Genomic DNA, 20,866 nt, shown 5'->3' on the forward strand with positions numbered 1-20,866 from the left:
AATATAATAAGGAATAAAGTAACTAACTTGAGGAAATTGAATTGAGTTTATCAAAAAATTTTAAAATGATGTCGCTATATAATCAGCGGATAAATAGCCAATTAATGGCACATTGTCTGACGCTACCAAGTGAAACCTTAGAAAAAGACACTCACTCCTTTTTCCCCAATATTATCAGCTATTGGAATCATATTTTGTTTGGTGATTTGATTTTAATGGGCCGTTTAGCTTCAAATAATATAGCGAATCTGTCGCCATTAGATTTATCAGCATTTCCAAAGCCTGGTTCACCACAAGACCTTTATCACACTAACTTACTCGATATTGCCTTATTAAGAACACAAGTTGATGCGTTACTTATTCGCTATTGCGATAATTTAACTGAAGAGGATTGTGATAGATTTATTACTTATACCACCACTGAAGGTGTCGCTATAACCAAAGCGGTTGCAGATGTTACTCAGCATATTTTTAATCATCAAACTCATCATCGAGGACAATTAACCTGTGTATTGAGTCAGGCTGGTATTAATTATGGTTGTATGGATTTACCTGTGATTGTTGCAGAAGGCAGTCGTTAACTTATGAATAGCACGCGATTGTTGAATAACAAGCTGCAGCCAAAAAGACAGCCTTAGCGGTTATTTTCTTGTCGATGCAACAACTGCGACAAAGTGCCCATAATAGAGTTTTTTACCGACTAAAGACTCTATTCCTGCTGCACTTGGGTAGGTTGACCATTTAGTTGAACTTGCCTCTACGGCTTCAACATTTGCCCAAGTAAGATGCCAACATATTTCCTCTGCGTTATCGGTTTTCACTAATATTTCGTGAGCAATAATATTTTCTTGCTCAGCATTTATTTCAATAAATAGTGACTCACTTAACGCGATCACGCGCGCTAAGTTCGCTTCTTCAACCTCAAAAACTGCAAATTCAGTACATGTTGACATCTAATTTCCTCTAAACCTGTAAAGACTAATCTTCGCTACGATAGCCAGCCAGTTCAGTGCTTAAGCTAACACCTTGTAGTTTTAGCTGATTAACTCGTTGTAAGTAGGCTGCACCTTTTAACATATGCAAAGCAACGTCTACGGCGCCACGGCGAGTATAATCTTCTAAGTAAGTGCCTTTTACCCAGCTGTTAAATGCGCCAAGACTTGGGCCTGCCCAAATTTGATAATCCATTTCACGGCCTTTCTCGCCGGTATTTGACCAGCGAGAGCTTAATCCTAAATACCAACGGAAAATTAGCGCCATTTTACGTTTAGGGCTAGATTGTGCTCGCGCCAACATTTCAGGATCACGTTCAGTGAAAAAGGCTTCAGTACCTGCCCAAACATCATCAAGATTAGAGCGAAATATCTGCTTTTCAATCTTAAGACGTTCGTCGGCTGGAATAGCTTCAATTGAGTCATAGTTAATGTACAGCTCGTAAAGTTTCTTCGCGCGCATAGCGAACATTGAACCACGCTTAACAACTTGCAACTTCACGCCCATTTCAAACATATCTGCCGCTGGTGCCATAGTAACATCGGCCATTTCAACCTGAGCCAGTAACTTACGAGTGTATTCAGAAGCGCCAGCTTCAACACATGCTTGGTTTACCGAGCCTAAAACAATATAAGCTGAGCCCATATTAAAGGCAGCTAATGCAGCTTCAGGGGTACCAATACCACCACCAGCACCAACACGTAGCGCTGGAGAGAAGTTGTACTGTGCTTGAACTTCATCACGAAGCGCTATAATCGTCGGCAATAAGGTTAAGAAAGGTCGATTATCGGTATGGCCACCAGAGTCTGCTTCAGCGGTTATATCATCAGCCATAGGTACAAGCTTTGAAAGCTCAGCTTGCTCTTGGGTGACTTTACCTTGAGCCAGTAGCTTATCAATTAGTTTTTGTGGCGCAGGCTCCATAAAGCGACGACCAACTTCAGTTCGCGATACCTTTGCAATAACTTTATTGCCGATCTTTACGCTGCCATCGCTATTTTTAGATAAACCCGCTAAACGATACCAAACGATATGTTCGGTTAACCCTAAATAAGCTGAAGCTTCTACTGTTTTAACGCCAAGCTTTAAAAAGCGTTCAACAGCGCCACGCTCTAATGCTTCTTCCGCTGGTGCATGTATTAAATTTACCGCATAAGGACCATTAGGTAATTCTGCTTGGATACGTTTAATCGCATCTTCAACAGCATCTGGTACTAATCCAGCAGCGCCGAATGAACATAAAAAACCGGCTTTGCCTAAAGCGACAACGAGCTCAACTGAGGCAATGCCATTAGCCATAGCGCCGCCATGATAAGCGTATTTAACGCCATGCTGCTTTTTATAAGCATCATCACCTAAATCTTGCGGAGTTAGCTTTTGAGCAAAAGCGACAACATCCGTATCACCGGTAGCTGCAGTAGCGTTTACTACACCAAAACTATTAGCAGATTTTGCGACATAAACCGGCTTTGTTAAATCCATTAACGCTGACTTTATTTCTACATCATTGGCTTTAACAGCGCTGCTATCAACTTTCCATGCCCAATCAATTGGATTGGCATTGCTATAACTTAAATTTGACATCTTTGTTCCTATTTATTCTTTATTAATGTCATACCCGAAGTTACTTATCGGGTATCCACATCACTATTTCTTATTATCTTTGCTGCTTATACTTAAAGCTATGGATTCCCGCCAAAACAACGCGGGAATGACGGTAGAGAGGCAAGTACTTAAATACCATGGCACTCATTATTCCATTCGTCATATCCGAGGTTACTTATCGGGTATCCAAATCACTATTTCTTATTATCTTTACTGCTTATACTTAAAGCTATGGATTCCCGCCAAAACAAGGCGGGAATGACGGTTGAGAGGCAAGTACTAATACCACAATACTCGTCATACCCGAAGTTACTTGTCGGGTATCCACATCACTATTTCTTATTATCTTTACTGCTTATACTTAAAGCTATGGATTCCCGCCAAAACAACGCGGGAATGACAGTTGAGAGGCAAGTGCTACACAATATCATTATACAAATCTAGCCACTTAGGATTGTTCTGCTCTATTAGCCTGATTTTCCAAGCCCTATTCCATTTCTTTATTACTTTTTCGCGAGTAATGGCATTTTCCATATCATCTAGCTGTTCAAAGTATACCAACTGATGCACTTCATACTCTTCGGTAAACCCACTAACAACATGATTTTTATGCTGCCAGATACGCTTAACTAAATCACTGGTAACACCAATATATAAAGTTCCGTTCTTCTTATTCGCTAGTATATATACCGCTGGCTGTTTCATATTATCGTCCCTGATAATTGTATGCTTTAAATATTAAGATCAATGGATCCTCGATTAGATACTTCGAGGATGACGTCTGAGAGGCAAATGCCTCATTAACGTCATACCCGAGGTTACTTCTTGGACTTGGCATCGATGCCACTTATTAGACAATGCATGGAGCATATTGTCCTGTATCCATTGTTTATTGTTATGCTTCAACAAGCGACAGGACAATATCTTTTACTTCGTATATACGTAAGCCATCTTTCGATAAGTTAGCATCGCCGACTAATCTCACTTCACCGTCTTCTTTAATGATGTCTGTAATATGCACATCAAGAGACATCTGTTTGTTTAATGGCGTAATTTGACCACGATATTTCCATTTAACTAGGGTTGCCGGTGCAATAAATCTTGGGTTAGTAAATTGCTTACCTAAATCATTTTCTAATGCGTAGGTTTGCATTAATTCGATAACCGCTTCAACACCCAATGAGCCAGGCATTACCGGATCTTGGTGGAAGTGATAACGGAAGAACCAGTCTGTTGCATCAATAGTTCGTTCGCCGTGTACATAAGCAATACTCGCTTTACCGCCGCCTTCAACGATTGAAACGGTATCAATAAAGTTCATTTGACCACCCGCTAATTTGTAATGCGGTTTGTTCGATGGCGCTTGGTATAAAGGCAGATTAGAATTACTAAGATCGATCACCTTAATGTCTGATTTAGGAGTATTGTTATCAACAAACCAAGGGTGCGTTACTTTACCGTTATCAATACCTAATTGGTTCGTTAACGCATCTGCACCAAAGTAACCAAAAACGGCCGTACCTTTGTAGAACAAGTCATGACTTTCTAATGACTGAGCAGCAGCACTTTCATTTTTCACATACAGCTCAAAAGTGAAGCTTTGTACTATCATACCGCCAGCCATGGTAGTGCTTAATAATACCGATTTATTAACAATGGTTTTATCACGTAAATCTACCTGTTTGATTAAGTCACCGCTGCCATCAAGGTTGCGGAAGAATAAATCTTTTTCTGGGTATTTAAGTGTGGTGCCCATGTAACCTGAAATAAAGCCATTCGGTTGTAAGGCAATTTCCATGATTAATGAATAAGGCATCCAGTTATTAACGCTGTTTTTAGTGAAATACCATGCATCACTCGGCACATAGTATTCTGCGATACAGCTAGAAGTCTTTTTAAGATCTAAACGCTCACCTTGCACTTCGACAACTTGTGTTACGACTTGTAAATCACCACAGGGTGTACGTGGAGGAATACGACCTTTATACACGTCAAAATCAGGACCAAAACATTTAGAGATATTACCGGTAGCAAATTCAAACATATGCCAAGGTGTAAACGGTGCTTGGTTAGGTACGCGGTTTTGACCAGCTACCATTGGCGCTTCAAAATGTTGAATTGGTGTTACGCCCTTCTCTTTTGGCGCGATCAAATCAGACACAACTTTCATTAAAGCACGTTCAGGGTGTTTAAATGGCGCTACACCACGTTCATCTAGTTCAAGATTGGTGTCTGCACTTTTAACTTCGGCATTTGTTACTGGTTGCACCTTGCTTTGTTGAAGCTGAACATTGTCAGGTAAAGTTACCGGATATGGCGAGTTATCATCTTGTTCAGTGATCATCACTGATAAGTTTTTAAAATCAACAACCGCTTTACCATCAAGAATAATTTCGATATTCGCTTTTAAGAATGGGTAAGGAGTCATGCCCATTGCGGTTACTTCCATGCGATACGTTAACGTATTGTGCTGCGGAAGTACTTGGCCACGACAACGTACGGTTTGCGACTCACCTGGCATAGGCTGAAAGCGTGCGTTATTTACATTAGCGTGCATGCCTAATTTAAGCATTAAGAACATCGCCATTTGACCACAACCTTCACTCATTAATGAGCCGGCCATCACTTGGTCACCTTTAAAGTGACATGGGAAATACCAATGCTGTGGGTCTAAGTCTTTTTGACCTTCTAGTAAGCCTAAGCCCCAATGACCGCCTTTTGCATCAATCTTAGTAATGCGCTCTATCATTAAGAATTTCTTAGACGAGAACTTTAATGACGGATTACGACCTTGTTGGTTATATTCTTCACCAAAACAACCTGCAACATCACCATCAACCAATTTCATCATGTCAACGTAATCGAAATGCTGTTTGGCTTGTTTCGCTGCATCAATATTAGTTATTAATGGTGCAAAATCACTTTTAACGGCATTAGCTAATTCTGCTTTATCTTTATCATTTAAGATAACGCCTTTGCCATCAGCAAGTTCTTCATCAGTGAAGAAACCAGCACAACCATTACGCATGATTAATACTTTTTTATCACCAACATAACAATCGTAGTGAAAGAAGAATAATAATTGCTCGCCGTTTCGTGCATATGAGTCGATATGAATTTCATAACGCAGTGTTTCACCACCAAAGGCCATTTCTTCTAAGAAGGTTAATTCACAATCAAGTAAACGATAAACACGTTCGCCTTTGGCTTGAAAATCAATACCAATATAAGAAATTAATAATAAATCACATTGTCCTGATTCAACCGATACTGACCAAGGAATTTGACCATCGATAAGGAACGGCGCATCAACGGGAATATCATACTCAGTGCACATGTATGATTTTTTATATTCATTTACCGTAGCTTCAAGCTCGGTAACACGTGAAACTAATAAATAATCTGTGGTCGGTAAACGTACACGACGTGAATAACTGTCGATGATTTTAAACTCATCACCAAAAACTTTCGCGATATCACCTTCAGCAAATTCAACTAAATCGGCAGTATCCCAAATAATTTCTTCGGGTTTATTAAAGCGCTCTTCAAGTTGTAATGGTGGGTAGCTGTATCCTGCTGGGCCTTTGATTTTAAAACCAGATTCATTTGCCCACTGCTGGTTTTCCGCTTGTACATTTGAAGAAACAACCGAAAGCTCAGGTGCATGCTGACGTTCATTTACCGGCTCAGCTGCGCTTGTTGTTGAAACATAAGTCGGCAACCCTGCACTGACATTAGCTTGCATTTCAATCAATTTCGAAATCTGCTGACCTGCCATTTGGCGAGTATTTAAAAAGGCTTGATGTGTAGCTGATTCTTGGAAAATTTCTTTACTTGCTTGATGTTTAACATCTGCAGGTACTTGCCTCTTGCTTTGGTTATTTGCAATAGCAGTATTAGTAACTTTCTTCACTTTTACTCCGGTAACGACCGTTGATCGTGTGTGAGCTTGACTAGATAAATTAGTTGGCTGAGCAGCTTGGGATAACTTAACTTCAGCTACTTTTGCTTCAGTTAGCTTAGGTTTAATGTTCATGACATTAACCGCCTGTTTAACCTGACGTAAAGGTTGCTTAGTAAAAGCTTGCTTAATCGCCGTCATTGCCGGTGCTTTAACGTTAGCAATGATGTCTGCAAAAATGGCCTTGCCACCTAAACTAATATTTTTAATTAGTTTAGGACGTTGTTTGCCTGTTGGAGGAGGCGCTGCTTGATGGGCTAGCTTGCTCGATGACAAAATAAGGTGCGCACAGCTTTCATCTTTACCTAAGCCATTCACGGCTATATGAGACGCGACATGAGAGGTTAAGCGCTCTTCATTCAACACTTTATCATCTAACAAGAGTGCTGTTTTAATAATACTGGCAACACCACTGGCATTAAACGTATGACCAATATTGCTTTTAACACTGCTAATCACTTTGCCTGCATACAATGCTGGTAGTGCTTGAGCTTCTGCTATATTTTCAGCACTAAAACCACTGGCATGTGCTTCAACACTCGTAATATCTGCGCTGTTAAGCCCTGCAATGTTCAGTGAAGCGCTTGCGGCCTTAGTGATGGCCGCAGCATCTTTACCATTGGCAAAACTAATACCGTCTATGGTGGCGTAAATACTTTGCTCTGCAACTTGGATGACTTTAGACAGGGGTTTAACGACAAACGCACCTGCCCCTTCACCTACTCGCCATGTATTTTGTTCAAGGACATTTGCTGAGGTTGCAGAATTTGTTGAGACTGAGCCTGTTTCTACCTGCCCCTTTTCTACCGGACCGAAGTGTTGTCTTAAGGTAATATTTTCTACTGAGCCAGCTAAATCAACCGAGGCTATAATCACGGCATCAATGTCTGATGTTTGGAATAAGTTCTCAGCCAATTCTACGCAACGATAAACTGAGTTTTCTTCCGCAGAAAGCGTTATCGCAGGACCGGTAAAATCCCATAATGCTGAAATACGTGACGCCATAATATTACCAATAAACGAGGTATATTGATTAAGCTGCGCCGCGTGAGCAACGCCATTTTTAGCGATATTGGTTAATGTTTCACGTTGCTCTGAGTTAAGCGTAACGCCTTGCTGTAATAAACTTTCTTCAATTTGTGTGCTTAAGTTAACGCGACCTCGGTATTGATGCAGCTCGAGTTCGATACCCATAGCTACAAGTACCGCAACGTTGCTACCTTCTTTAAGTCCTGCATCTTTCGCTGCATTATCAGCAACTTTCATCATCATCAGTTGCTGGGGAATTAAACAGTCTTGCTCGTTAGGTGGCACTTTGAAACGTAAAAAATCAATATCAAAGTTTTCAACATAGCCGCCCTGAGGTGCTTTACTAAGCTGCAAGGCATTCATCACATCAGTATCGTTATCAATGCCTTTCCAACGATTCGTCGGTAATTCTCTGAAAGTATTATCATTAGTTTCGATAAGTGTTTTAAAACTAGCAAGATCTTCAGCACCACCAAAATGAGCATCCATACCAATAATGGCGAGCGGCTCACGTGGTTTGGCTTTTACCGTAATAGGCTCAAGTTGCTGTGTGGGTTGTTGTAAAACTAAATGAGCATTAGAGCCACCAAAACCAAATACACTGACACCAGCGGTTCTTGGCTTGTTTGCACTGTTAGCAGGAACTGGCCAATCGATAGTATCTGTTGGCATTTGTGCGCCGCCTAAATAACCTTTTTTAGAGCTTAATGGCTCGTTTAAGTTAATGGTTGCGGGGATTTTTGCTTCATTAAGTGCCCAAATCGCTTTAGTCATACCCGGCATACCTGCCGCGGTAAGTAAGTGACCTAAGTTAGATTTGACTGAGCCAAGCAAAGGCTTATTGCCATTTTCTCTTGGGAAACGGCTGAAGAAGGTATCCATAGAGCCAAGTTCTACGTTATCGCCTTTTGGTGTGCCAGTAGCATGACATTCAATGTAATCTACATCACGTGGGTCAACCGCTGCATCTTCATAGGCACGTTCATAAACAAGCACTTGCCCTTTAGTATTTGGGCTAAGAACAAATTCACCTTTACCGTCATTTGATAAAGCACCACCTTTGATAATCGCATGAATTTTATCACCGTCACGTACCGCATCACTATGGCGTTTTAATACCATCATGCCTGCACCTTCACCGGCAAATAAGCCTTGAGAGTTTTTATCAAACGGGGCATGAATATTGTTAGCTGGGTAGGCTTGAAAGATTGAGAACCCCATATTAACAAACATAGGATCAGAGCCTGATACCGCACCTGCTAGCATCATGTCAGCTTTACCAGTATGCAAGTAATCGCAAGCCAATTTTACCGAATAACAGCTTGATGCACAGGCTGCGTCAAGCGCAAAGTGTGTACCACCAAGACCCGCAGCTTTCGCTAAAAGCGCCGCAGGGTAACCCGCAACCAGCGCATTATCTGCATGAATATTATTGGTCGAAATATCAGTATCAGAAAAATGACTTAACTGAAAATCTTTATCGATACCGGCTTTTAATGCGTTATCGACAACTTGGTGATACAACGGCATAAATAAGTGATTAGACGACTTGGTTGGAAACGATAAGTTTCCTAAAATAACGCCACATTGCTCAAGCTTATCACTGCCCCAATAACCTGCGTCGGTTAATGCTTGTTGGGTAACATACAAAGCCCACTTATTTAGATCATCTAGTTGATTTAGGTACTCTTCACTCAGCGGTGCGGTTAAACCAGCAGTGTTCTGAATAAATGATGTTGCATCAAAATTGAAATCTCGAATATAACCACCGTGCACACAGTAAAATTTATCTGTGTCGCCTTTTTTTCCGGTGTATTTTTCAGGGTCAACACCCATTTGTTCTTTGGTTGCTTTACTGCGACAATCCTGTTTCTTCAGCAATTGCTGCCAAAATTCTTCTGGTGCAGAAGATCCTGGGAATAAATTAGCAATACCTACTACGGCAATATTTTCCATACTTTCCTCGAAAAGTTTTATAAAACTTTTAAGCGTTTTATACGTCATACCCGAGATTTTTTGTCGGGTATCCAGTTTGTTTTTCTCTGCTACGCCATTAATTAGGCAATAGCCGTAGAGCTAAGTGCAATGGTTCCCCGACTAGACACTTCGGGGATGACGACTGCAAGAGATGTACCCTGCAAACTAGCGTCATATCCAAGATTTCTTGTCAGACGTGGCACGGATGCCACTTATTAGACAATGCATGGAGCACATTGTCCTATATCCACTATCTCTTATATTTTTCTTTTAAGCTTGTGGCTTTTTCACAATAATTGAGCCATTAAATAAGCGGTGAAGATCTAGTTTCACCCCGTGACTAACCAATTTTGCAACGGCTCTCACATACGTTAACTCGTCACTTGTGCCCTTTGCATTCACTGGCACTGATACTCGTGCTTTATGAGCAACTTGATTAGGTTCTTTATTAGAGAGGCCATTTTTACTGCTATCGTCAAAATCTAAAATTTTATCTACCCAGCTGCACAACGAGCGCCCTGGTCCCATTTCAATAAATACCCGCGCACCTTTATCGTGCATGGTGTTAATTAAACGGGGGAAATCTACTCGGTCGCATAAACACTTAGCAACACTGTGAGCAATCGCTTTGCTCATTTGTGGTACGGGTAAGTAACAAGAGCTTGAATACATTTTAGTTTTTAAGCGCGCAGTAACGTCCATGGTATAAAGTTCAACCATGTCGTCATATTCAATTTTTGCTGGTGCACTGTGAATTGCATTTGCCATGTTAAGTGGCATAGCACGTACACCAAGTTTTTTAATAACGCGTAGACAATCGGCTGGATAACCACCTAATAATAAACTGTCTGGCGTATTAACTATGGTGCAATAAACACGTTCTTCATCTTCACTGGCAGCGATAACTTCATCTAACGTTGCTTTAATGGTGTAGGTTTCCCAAATCAACTCATCTAGACTTTCAGCTTGGTCATTGCTAGGGCTATTAGTAGGACTACTTGTCGAACTAGGAAGCCCCCAATGCTCACGTAAAGTTAGCAAGTCACCACATAAACGTTGATTGAAGGTATCTGAATTAGCTAAACGTGCGCTCATCAATCCTGGTTGTTGCCATGCACCCAATGCAGCGTACATACTGACTTCACCCATGCTGTAACCTGTAGCAAAGTCTGCCTTTACCTTAAAGACGTTTTCAAATACTTTAGTGAATACACACGCAAAACCAACGCCTGCTTCTGCAATATCAGCCAACTTACCACGGAGGTTTAAATCAAGCTGTTTTAATGCTTTAAAATCAGGACGAATTATGGACCGGGGATTTAATAATTTATCTTTTAAACTTGCGCCAATATCGTCGGCTAAGTTAGCAACATCTTGGTGTATTTCAGGAAAAAGGTGGAATAAATCACGTCCTAAACCGACATACGTTGCACCAATGCCCGGATATAAAAATGAAACATTATTAGTCGCTGATTCACTATTATTAACAGGGCTAGCACTAAAATAGCTGCCTTTTGGCGTTCGCCATTCTTGCTGATTATTCTTATCAGAATTAACATCAGAAAATGCTGCAGGAACACCGGCTTTAGCGAGTTTTATTTCTTTGCTTAGTTCTTCTATCGATTCAGACAATAAGGCAATCGTATAACGACTGCTATTGCCTTTAGACTGTTCAAAACGCGTTAAAGCAATATCTTTAAGTGATGTTCTACTCTGTTCAGCCTTCTCTTCAAGGTTACCTTTAAAAGTAGCTTCAAGCTCATCTTCAAGATCAATTAACTGAGTTAATAAATTAGGTAAATCCTCTGCGCCAATTAATACTAGCTGTAAATCACTACAGGCAATAAAACCATTACTGCGAATATCGCTTGCAGCATGTTTACCATCAATAAGACCAACCTGCTCTTCTTGCAGGATAATATGACAATAATCATGATTATTGTCTGAAACGGTTAAACAACTGTACGCGCCAAAGTGGGCATTACCATTAGGCTGTGGATACCATGGACGAGCCTCTGTTGGAAAGTAACAGCTTGAGCTTTGCCATTTTTCAAGTTCACTGGCTTGTGGTTGTTGCCAATCAGTAATGGCAGGAATATAACGTTGTTGCAGTGCAATAACGGTACGTAACAAACCTAACACTTCAGAAAAGCCAGCCCCTTCTCCGGTAACACTACGTGCACAAGAGATAGCCGTATTTAATGCTTCATTGGCATCTTCACTCATTACTGCTTTATTGGCACCATCTATTAAATAATGGCTCAATAAACCTTTTGTTTCAGCAAGCGAAGCATCTTTATTTGATAACGCAGAAACTTCAAGCAAACCAATATCTGTTGCATTGACTTGCGCTTTATCTAACGCTGCAGCAGTAACACTAGTTATATCGCTCCCCGTGGCAAAACCTTTTATCCGCGAATAGACATAACAGTGATGAGTTTGTGCAAACGTTGCAGGTGCAAATAATAATGCAGCAATACCGCGACACGCTTGATAAGCGCTAAAGTTTTGATCATATGAGATGGTCGCCAGCTCTTGGCAAACATCACTGCCATTTTGCTTATCGCTTAAACTAAGTAAATTAATACCAAGCAAGGCTACCAAGAAATTTTGCTCAATCAACGTATCTATTTGTTGTAGTGCGCTAGCTAACGAAGTAACAACAATAACATTTTCAATATCAATGACTATATTTTCACTGTCGTGCATTAGCACAACAACTTTGATATCAGCGCTACTGACTTGATTAGCAAGTGCCATACGCTCAACCGTTGCTGAACAGCTTAGCTTGAGTGTTGTATTTTCCTTGTCTGATATTTCAGCTTGATCTAGGCTCTTACCTGAGATATTCCCTGAAAGTTTGCCGAGGTATAGCGCACGTTCAACCCGATCAATATCGGTTTGAACGCTCTGTTCATTTTCAAACTGAGCATCTAAACCAATAATGGCCGTTTTATAATGATTGTTAACCATTACGCACTTGCCTCACTTTCACTTTGCTTAGCTTTCGGTGTAGTTTTCGGTGCCTTTTTAGGTAGGAATAAGTCATTTAAGTTAGCACTAGCCGTCACTTTGGCAGATTTTATCTCACTGAGTAATCGATTGTTTTCATCAATCATTTCAATGTCAGCCACTAAAGAACCACGTTGCTTTCCTTTGCCTGAGCTTTTCACTACCGTTAATTTAAGGTAGAAGTTTTCACCAAGACTGACGTCACGGTATACCGTCCAACTTTGCGTACTTGACGGTAAGCTACCTAAACCTAATTGCTTTTTAGCCCAAACTAACATGGCTTGATAAGCGATATCATTGGCAAAAATGTTCGAGTGTTCGCTTGCACTATTCAACGGGCTAATCGGGAACTCGCCTTGCTTAAGACTTGCCACTGCTGGTACTTGGCATTTCAATAATAGACCTTGCTCATTACACGCAAGTATTGCCTTAATTCCTTGCAGGCTTTCACCGTGGAATAAAGTACCATTAGTATATAAAGCGCCTGCTTCTTCAGTGCTCGAAAGTACTGTTTCCGGAAGTAATTCTGGTAAAGCTTCAGGTAATATAAGTTCAACCGTTGGCGCTTCTTTTCTTTCCGCTTTAGCGACTAATGTCAGCTGAGCGCCATAATGAAATACTGGTTTACCCTGCTCATTAGTACTTGAAATTTTAGTGTCTACTACTAAGCTTTCACCCTCAACTTGAGCAATCATATCGATTGAATATTCTGTTGCTTCACTGCCATCAAAGATGATGCCTTTAAACAACTTATAGTTTGCTAGTCCTTGATAATGAAATGCTGGGTAAGCAACCATTGCGGCTTCACTCATCCATGCTATGGCGCACACGGTTGGTAATACTTTGTCATCACCAATGGTGTGGTCAGCTAAAAAGGTATTGTTAGTCGCTAAAAGTGTTTTATTAACACGGCTAGTTAAGCGACTAACTTGTGGCTTTTTTACAGATGCATCCTTAGCTGTATCCTTCGACAAATCATTACCAACAAGGATTTGTGCACAACGGTTAGTATCTGCAGCGAGTTCACTTACCAATAATTTAGCGCCTGCATCAAGTGGAATAATATAAACACCACGGTCGTTAAACATACGTTTAAGCTCTGGTGTTACCATGCCACCATCCCAAGGTCCCCAGTTGAAGCTTAGTACTTGAGCACTTGGATTTAATGCTTTAAAACGGTAAGCCGTTTTATTTAAAATATCATTAGCGATGGAGTAATCAGATTGCCCTGGGTTACCATAAAAACCAGCCGCTGATGAAAATAACACTAAGTGTTTAATATTTTCGGCATTGGTTGCTGCTAATAAAGACAATAAACCATCTATTTTCGTTGTGTATACCGCGTTAAATTCTTCAAGCGTTTTTTGCTCAATAAACTTGTCCGCTAAGACACCCGCACCATGAATGATGCCCGTAACTTGTAAGGAACCTTGACCTAAGGTTTTTAGTAAAGGCTGAACCGCAGCGCTAACACTTACACTATTCGTCACGTCGGCAGCAGCGTAATGTGCTTGCCCGCCTGCCGCTTTAATTGCCGCTAAGGTTTGCGCAATTTCACGATTAGCTAATACCGGACGTACAAACTGAGTCACTTTAACTGGTGTTGGTTTTTCGCCGCTTGCAATCAATGCTTGCATCGCTGCTTTTTTCAAAGCAACTTCATCACTAATGCCTTGTGCCCAGCTTGGCTCGTTGTCATCAAAGGATGAACGACCTAATAAAATAAACTTAGCTTGGTACTGTTTGGCAATTTCGATAACGCAATGTGCTGTAACCCCCTTTGCGCCACCGCTTACCAAAAATACCGAGTCACTGTTAATTGCTGTGTTTGACCCTTTAGCAATTGGTGTTAGTGCATAACTATCGGTAACCACACCAGATAGCGTTAGACGTGAGCCAATGTTATTACTCAGGTTATCGGTATCATGTGCTACTTCAACAATACTGCCGTCAATATCAAGTAACTCATCATTGATGATAGTTGCTGCTTTATCTGCTGCTAATTTACTTGATAAATCGATAATTCGACAGAAAACACTGCCTTCGCCAGCGTTCCATTCATGGTTGATGGTTTTAACTAAGCCCGCTAAACCTGCTTGCACTAAGTCGGCTTTCACATTGGCTTTAACTTGTTGCGTACCACTATCAGCATCACCATTAGAAAAGCCTAAAGCGCCACCTTGGCGAGTTACCACAACAAAAGAAGCACGTGCATTAGTCGCTAACTTTACATTCGACAACTTAGCTAATACGAAGGCTAACATTAAGCCTTGTTTTGCCGCTTCTGGGTATTCGATAGCATCAACAGTATTTGCTGCTTGTAAGTAAATAACTGCGTCTAATTGTGCTGTTTTCTCAATGATGTCTTTTACTTGAGCTTCATCAAGTGTTTTATCATGAGTACCAATTTCAACAACATTTACTGCTGTAGCAAACGCTTTTTTCGAATGGCTGACCACCCAATTAGGTTTTAATGCCGTAACTTGCCAACCTGCTTTGATCAGTTGAGCACTTAACGCCACGGCTGCGCCACTGCCATCATCAACAACTAACGCGTTAGCGCCTGATTGTTTGCCTTCACCAGTAACATCTTGAACAATTTTGTTCACTGAAGATAATGCTGTTAGTTCAACAGTTGCACTAGGTGCGCCTTGAAAGTTAACCGCTGTTTCTACTGACCTACCATTTGCAAGAACAGCAGCAGGGACAGTGGTTTTAACACCTGTTCCTTTAGGGTCAGTCGGATCCGTTGGCGATACTTTACTTTGCATGTAACTTACGATTTCACCTAAGGTACGTAACTCAGCTAAATCTTCTGGATTAAGCTCTGGTAAGTCAGGAATAGTTTCCTGAACAGCACCGAGAATTTCAACACGTTTGATTGAGTCGATACCTAAGTCTGCTTCCATATCCATGGCAAGCTCAAGCATTTCAGTTGGGTAGCCAGTTTTCTCTGCCACTACTGTCATCATTACAGATTGGATGTAATCTAAGTCAATTGCTGGAGCGCTTTCATTCGCTAGCGTACTTGTTTCAGCAGTAACATCTGCAACGGGTGTTACCTTAGATTGCATATAACTTACGATTTCACCTAAGGTACGTAACTCAGCTAAATCTTCTGGGTTAAGCTCTGGTAAGTCAGGGATGGTTTCCTGAACAGCACCTAAAATTTCAACGCGTTTGATTGAGTCAATACCTAAGTCTGCTTCCATATCCATGGCTAACTCAAGCATTTCAGTTGGGTAGCCAGTTTTCTCCGCCACTACTGTCATCATTACGGATTGAATGTAATCTAAATCTATTGCAGGAGCGCTGCTTACCTTAGTTGGCACAATGGCTGACGCAGCTTGAGCATTATCAACAACTGCTATTGGCGCTACAGATACTTTACTTTGCATGTAACTTACGATTTCGCCTAAGGTACGTAACTCAGCTAAATCTTCTGGGTTAAGCTCTGGTAAGTCAGGGATAGTTTCCTGAACAGCACCAAGTATTTCAACACGTTTGATTGAGTCGATACCAAGATCAGCTTCCATGTCCATTTCAAGTTCAAGCATTTCAGTCGGGTAGCCAGTTTTCTCCGCTACTACTGTCATCATAACGCTCTGAATGTAATCTAAGTCAATTGCAGGAGCACTTGCATTAGCTGTCGCATTTGGCACAATTGCTGCAACTGCTGCAGGCGCTACTGATACTTTACTTTGCATGTAACTTACGATTTCACCTAATGTACGTAACTCAGCTAAATCTTCTGGGTTAAGCTCTGGTAAATCAGGGATAGTTTCCTGAACAGCACCCAGTATTTCAACACGTTTGATTGAGTCAATTCCCAAGTCAGCTTCCATGTCCATTTCAAGCTCAAGCATTTCAGTTGGGTAGCCAGTTTTTTCTGCAACCACTTCCATCATCACATTTTGGATGTGAATTAAATCGATTGCAGGCGTGCTGCTTACAGTCGTATTAACTGGGGCACTCGCTACAGGAGCCGCTGATACTTTAGATTGCATGTAGTTAACGATTTCACCTAAGGTGCGCAGTTCAGCTAAATCTTCAGGGTTAAGCTCTGGTAAATCGTTAATGATTTCTTGTACTGAACCTAAGATTTCAACACGTTTTATTGAATCAATACCTAAGTCAGCTTCCATGTCCATTTCAAGCTCAAGCATTTCGGTTGGGTAACCGGTCTTCTCAGCAACCACTTCCATCATCACATTCTGGATGTGTTGTAAATCGATGCTTGGCACAACTGAGCTATCGACTAAATGTAGTGCTGGTGCACTGTCATTCGCTGACGCACTAGGAGCCGCAGCTTGTGCTTTCGACTTCATGTAGTCAACGATTTCGCCTAAGGTACGTAATTCAGCTAAGTCTTCAGGGTTAAGCTCTGGTAAATCAGCAATAATTTCTTGTACTGAGCCTAAAATCTCAACTCGCTTGATTGAATCAATACCTAAATCAGCTTCCATATCCATTTCAAGTTCTAACATTTCTGTTGGATAACCGGTCTTCTCAGCAACTACTTCCATCATCACTGTTTGAATGCGTTCAAGGTCAAGTGATGATTCCTGAACAGGAACAGCAATAGAAACTTCAGCTACCGGCGCCATCGCAACGGCTGTTGCTACTGATTGTGCGGGCGCATTTACTACTGGAGCAGATACTACTGGAGGAGATACGGCGGCAGGTAACGTTTGTGTTGCAGGTGCCACTGAAATTGTTGGTTTAACAACAGGCGCTTGTGTCACTACACTTTTAATAACAGGTGCTTGAGTCGCGATTGGTGATGTTTTAACTATGTTAGAACTCACCTCTGTATTACTTTCAGAAGCAGACAACATCGTTGCCATATTATCAGTTTGGTTATTCAAATATTGCTCATGAACACGCAATGTTTCTGATTGGAAGTCATGATACATACCTAACGTACGGTCTAGGCTTTCAGGTAACTCGCCTGCTTCTTGGTTAGATAGGACCGTATCAAACGTTTTTGCATAGTCTTTTGGACCTTGCATATATTGCTCATGTACGTTTAATAACTGTTGTTGGTGATCAACAAACTGACTAACGCTACGTTCAATACTATTTGCTATATCCGCAGTGTTTACGTTTACTGCAACACTGTTAGCTGCTTGACCATTAGCAACAGTTCCATCTGCGACACTACCATCGAAGACTTTCCCGTCTGCAGTCAGGTAAACAATTCTCTCAACTTCTACAATGCGCTCTACTTCAACGATCTTCTCAACAATTTTTTCAACCACTTGTGGCTCAGGCACAGCAACAGGAACTGACGTTGCTTGTTTAATTGTCCAACCGTCATTTAGTGCATCATCAAATGCCTTTTTAGTTTTAGGACTCACATAAGATGCGCCAGTTAGCTTCATCGCTAGTGGTGACATTTTAGGTGCAGATAATGGACGTTTAACCGCTGAATACGGGTCAATTTCTGTTAACTCTAAACCAAGTACCGCCATTTGCACTGCCGCTTGACGCATTTGCATATCGGCCGATTTCTTTGGATTAGCATTAACCGCTATAGCTACAACGTCTTCTTTATCTTTTAAGATATTTTCAACAAGTTTGGTTAATACATTTTTAGGGCCAAATTCAACAAATACTCGTCCGCCATCAGCGTAAATGTTGTCAATTTCTTCGTTAAAGTGTACTGATTCTAAAATATGATTTTTCAGTGACTTTTTAATATCAGCCGCTTTATTTGAATGCGCTTTGGCTGTGCCATTTGAATAAACAGGTACAAGCGGCTTATTAAATTTAGCATTATCAATAGCATCGCTAAATGGTTTTTGAGCGTGGCCCACAAGTGGCGTATGGAACGCGGCAGAAACGGGTAATGGTACAACTTTATAACCTTTGCCTTTTAACTCATCGATAGCGATTGCTATTTGAGTGCTTACACCCGCAACAACTACTTGGTTATTAGAGTTGTAGTTTGCAATAGAGATATCTTTGATGTCTTTAATATCATTAGCAATATCAGTTGGACTTCCAACAACGGCAATCATAGTGCCCGCATCAAATCCTATCGCAGCCTCACCTGTAGGTGCTGCCATTGCTTGACCACGACTACGTGCTAACATCATATAGTCACTATCACTTACTACGCCTGCAGCCCAAAGCGCGGTTAATTCACCAAAGCTATGTCCCGCAGTAAAGTCGGCTTTGAAACCAGCATTAGTAAACGCTTTATATAGACCAACACTTAAGGTACCAATTGCAGGTTGTGCGTGTTGAGTTAAACGTAAAGCTTCATCTTGTGCTTTACGTGCATCATCATTAAATACAGGAATTGGATACGTTGTCGGGGTTAATTGACCTAAACCTGCTTGTGTAAACTCACTGTCCATATCTGCAGCAGCTTGCATTACGCTTGGGAAGTTACAAGCAAGCTCGCGGCCCATATTAACGTATTGTGAGCCTTGACCTGAAAAGAGAGCGACAACCTTTCCGCTCACTGACAAGCCAGACTTACGGTAATAAATACCCGTTGGTACTGACCACTCTTCACAAGGAATGTCACCACCTGATTTGGCTTGGAATTGCGTCAAAGCACCTTCAATCATTTTGATTGCTTCATCAGCATTTTTTGCAACAAAACCACAGCGGGCTAGAGCAACCGCTGGTGTTGTTAACGTGTTTTCAACAACTAAGGCGTTAAAAGCGTATGGTTGATCATCTGCTTTTACACTTAATTTATTTTTCCAATCTGTTAATGAACTCACTAATGCTTTTTCGTTAGCCGCTGTAACTAACAGTGTTTGTGGCACTGCATTTAAGCGATACTGGCCTTGTGCTTTTGGCGAGTATTCTTCTAATACCATGTGGTAGTTAGTACCACCAAAACCAAACGAACTGATACCTGCGCGGCGTGGTAAACCATCTTCACGTGCCATCCAAGGACGTGTTTCGCTGTTTAAATACATTGGACTGTTTTCAATGTCTAACGAGGTATTAGGTTGGTCGATATGTAGTGTTGCTGGTAGCACTTTATGATGAAGCGCTAATACCGCTTTTATCATACCTGCTGCGCCAGCGGCCGCTTTAGCGTGACCAATTTGAGACTTAACAGAGCCTAAGGCGATATGTTGTTTTTGATCATTATCTTGTGAGAAGTGTTTAACTAAGCCGCCAAATTCTGCTGCGTCACCCGCTTTCGTGCCCGTACCATGCGCTTCAATCATGCCACAGCTTTTTGGATCAAACCCTGCATCTTCATAAGCACGTTTTAACGCTTTAGCTTGACCATCTGGGCGTGGTGCGTAAATCGACTTAAAGCGACCATCGCTTGAAGTACCAATACCTTTAAGTACGGCGTAAACTTTATCACCATCACGTTCAGCATCTTCCAAACGCTTGAAAGCCATCATACCGATGCCTTCACCAATCATCATACCTTTTGAATCATTATCAAATGGGCGGATGTCTTCACCTGTTGTAAAAGCAGGAGTTTTTGAAAATGACATATACATAAATGGTGAATTGTCACAACAAACACCACCAGAGATCATTACTTCAGATCTGTGCTCAAGTAAGTCTGAGATAGCTAGCTTAATCGCCGCTAAAGAACCTGCACAAGCCGCATCAACAACACAGTTAGTACCACCAAAATCAAAACGGTTAGCAATACGACCAGAAATAACATTGCCTAACATGCCTGGGAATGAGTTTTCTTCCCAACCGATATAGGCCTTTTTGAACTTTTCAATGATCATGGCGCGATCAGCTTCTTCAACACCTGACGCTTTTAATACTTTCTCTAATACTGGGCCTTGCAAGCGAGACGTTAATGGCGAAATTTGTTTCTGTCCACCACCTACACCTAACGTAATACCAACTTTGTCACGATCGTAACCAGACCCATCACCAATACCTGCATCGTTTAATACTTCACGTGCAACTACTAAAGACAATAACTGAGCGATATCAGTTAACTCTAAAATGTTTGGTGGCAAACCAAATTCCATTGGGTCGAAGTCTATTTCTGGTAAGAAACCACCACGTTTACAATAGGTTTTATCAGCCTCTTTTGGATCGCTCGAGTAATAATCATCCTTTGCCCAACGATCACTGGGTACATCTTTAATTGCATCGACTGATTCAAAAATGTTGTCCCAGTAGTTTTCTAAGTTCTTTGCATCAGCAAAGATAGACGCCATGCCAACAATGGCAATAGGACATTCTTGAAGACGAGAATTAAACGCTTTTTCGTCTGCTTCATTCGTTACAGGGTTATTAGATGTGCTTTGCTTTTTAGCCATTGTGGTTTCTCTA

At 41.2% G+C, this 20,866-nt stretch carries 7 protein-coding genes; 1 reads left to right on the forward strand and 6 read right to left on the reverse strand.

All coding sequences use genetic code 11. The features are described from left to right. The first annotated feature begins 41 nt into the window (after positions 1-41). Complete coding sequence (locus CPS_RS13855; protein WP_011043884.1) at positions 42-581, forward strand: DinB family protein; 540 nt, start codon at positions 42-44, stop codon at positions 579-581. A 60-nt stretch (positions 582-641) separates the two neighbouring features. Here CPS_RS13855 and CPS_RS13860 read toward each other — a convergent pair whose 3' ends face one another. The 6 genes from CPS_RS13860 to CPS_RS13885 all read right to left on the reverse strand — a co-directional run bounded on the left by CPS_RS13860 (position 642) and on the right by CPS_RS13885 (position 20,853). Next, positions 642-953 carry a hypothetical protein gene (locus CPS_RS13860; RefSeq protein ID WP_011043885.1) on the reverse strand — a complete coding sequence of 104 codons (312 nt, stop codon included), beginning with the start codon at positions 951-953 and terminating at the stop codon, positions 642-644. Positions 954-978: 25 nt separating this feature from the next. After that, entirely contained in the window at positions 979-2,577 is a 1,599-nt protein-coding gene (locus CPS_RS13865; RefSeq protein ID WP_011043886.1) for a PfaD family polyunsaturated fatty acid/polyketide biosynthesis protein, read from the reverse strand. Positions 2,578-3,015: 438 nt separating this feature from the next. Further along, positions 3,016-3,303, reverse strand: a complete 288-nt coding sequence (locus tag CPS_RS13870; protein ID WP_011043888.1) for a GIY-YIG nuclease family protein — start codon at positions 3,301-3,303, stop codon at positions 3,016-3,018. Positions 3,304-3,493: 190 nt separating this feature from the next. Further along, positions 3,494-9,544 (reverse strand): beta-ketoacyl synthase N-terminal-like domain-containing protein, encoded by a 6,051-nt coding sequence (locus CPS_RS13875; RefSeq protein WP_011043889.1) that lies wholly within the window; start codon positions 9,542-9,544, stop codon positions 3,494-3,496. Between the two features lie 291 nt (positions 9,545-9,835). Beyond that, complete coding sequence (locus tag CPS_RS13880; RefSeq protein ID WP_011043890.1) at positions 9,836-12,538, reverse strand: PfaB family protein; 2,703 nt, start codon at positions 12,536-12,538, stop codon at positions 9,836-9,838. After that, positions 12,538-20,853: a type I polyketide synthase gene (locus tag CPS_RS13885; RefSeq protein WP_011043891.1), complete on the reverse strand. Its 8,316-nt coding sequence runs from the start codon at positions 20,851-20,853 to the stop codon at positions 12,538-12,540. The genes CPS_RS13880 and CPS_RS13885 overlap by 1 nt, the downstream gene beginning before the upstream one ends. Positions 20,854-20,866: the final 13 nt, after the last annotated feature.

The organism is Colwellia psychrerythraea 34H, assembly GCF_000012325.1.
Lineage (GTDB): Bacteria > Pseudomonadota > Gammaproteobacteria > Enterobacterales > Alteromonadaceae > Colwellia > Colwellia psychrerythraea_A.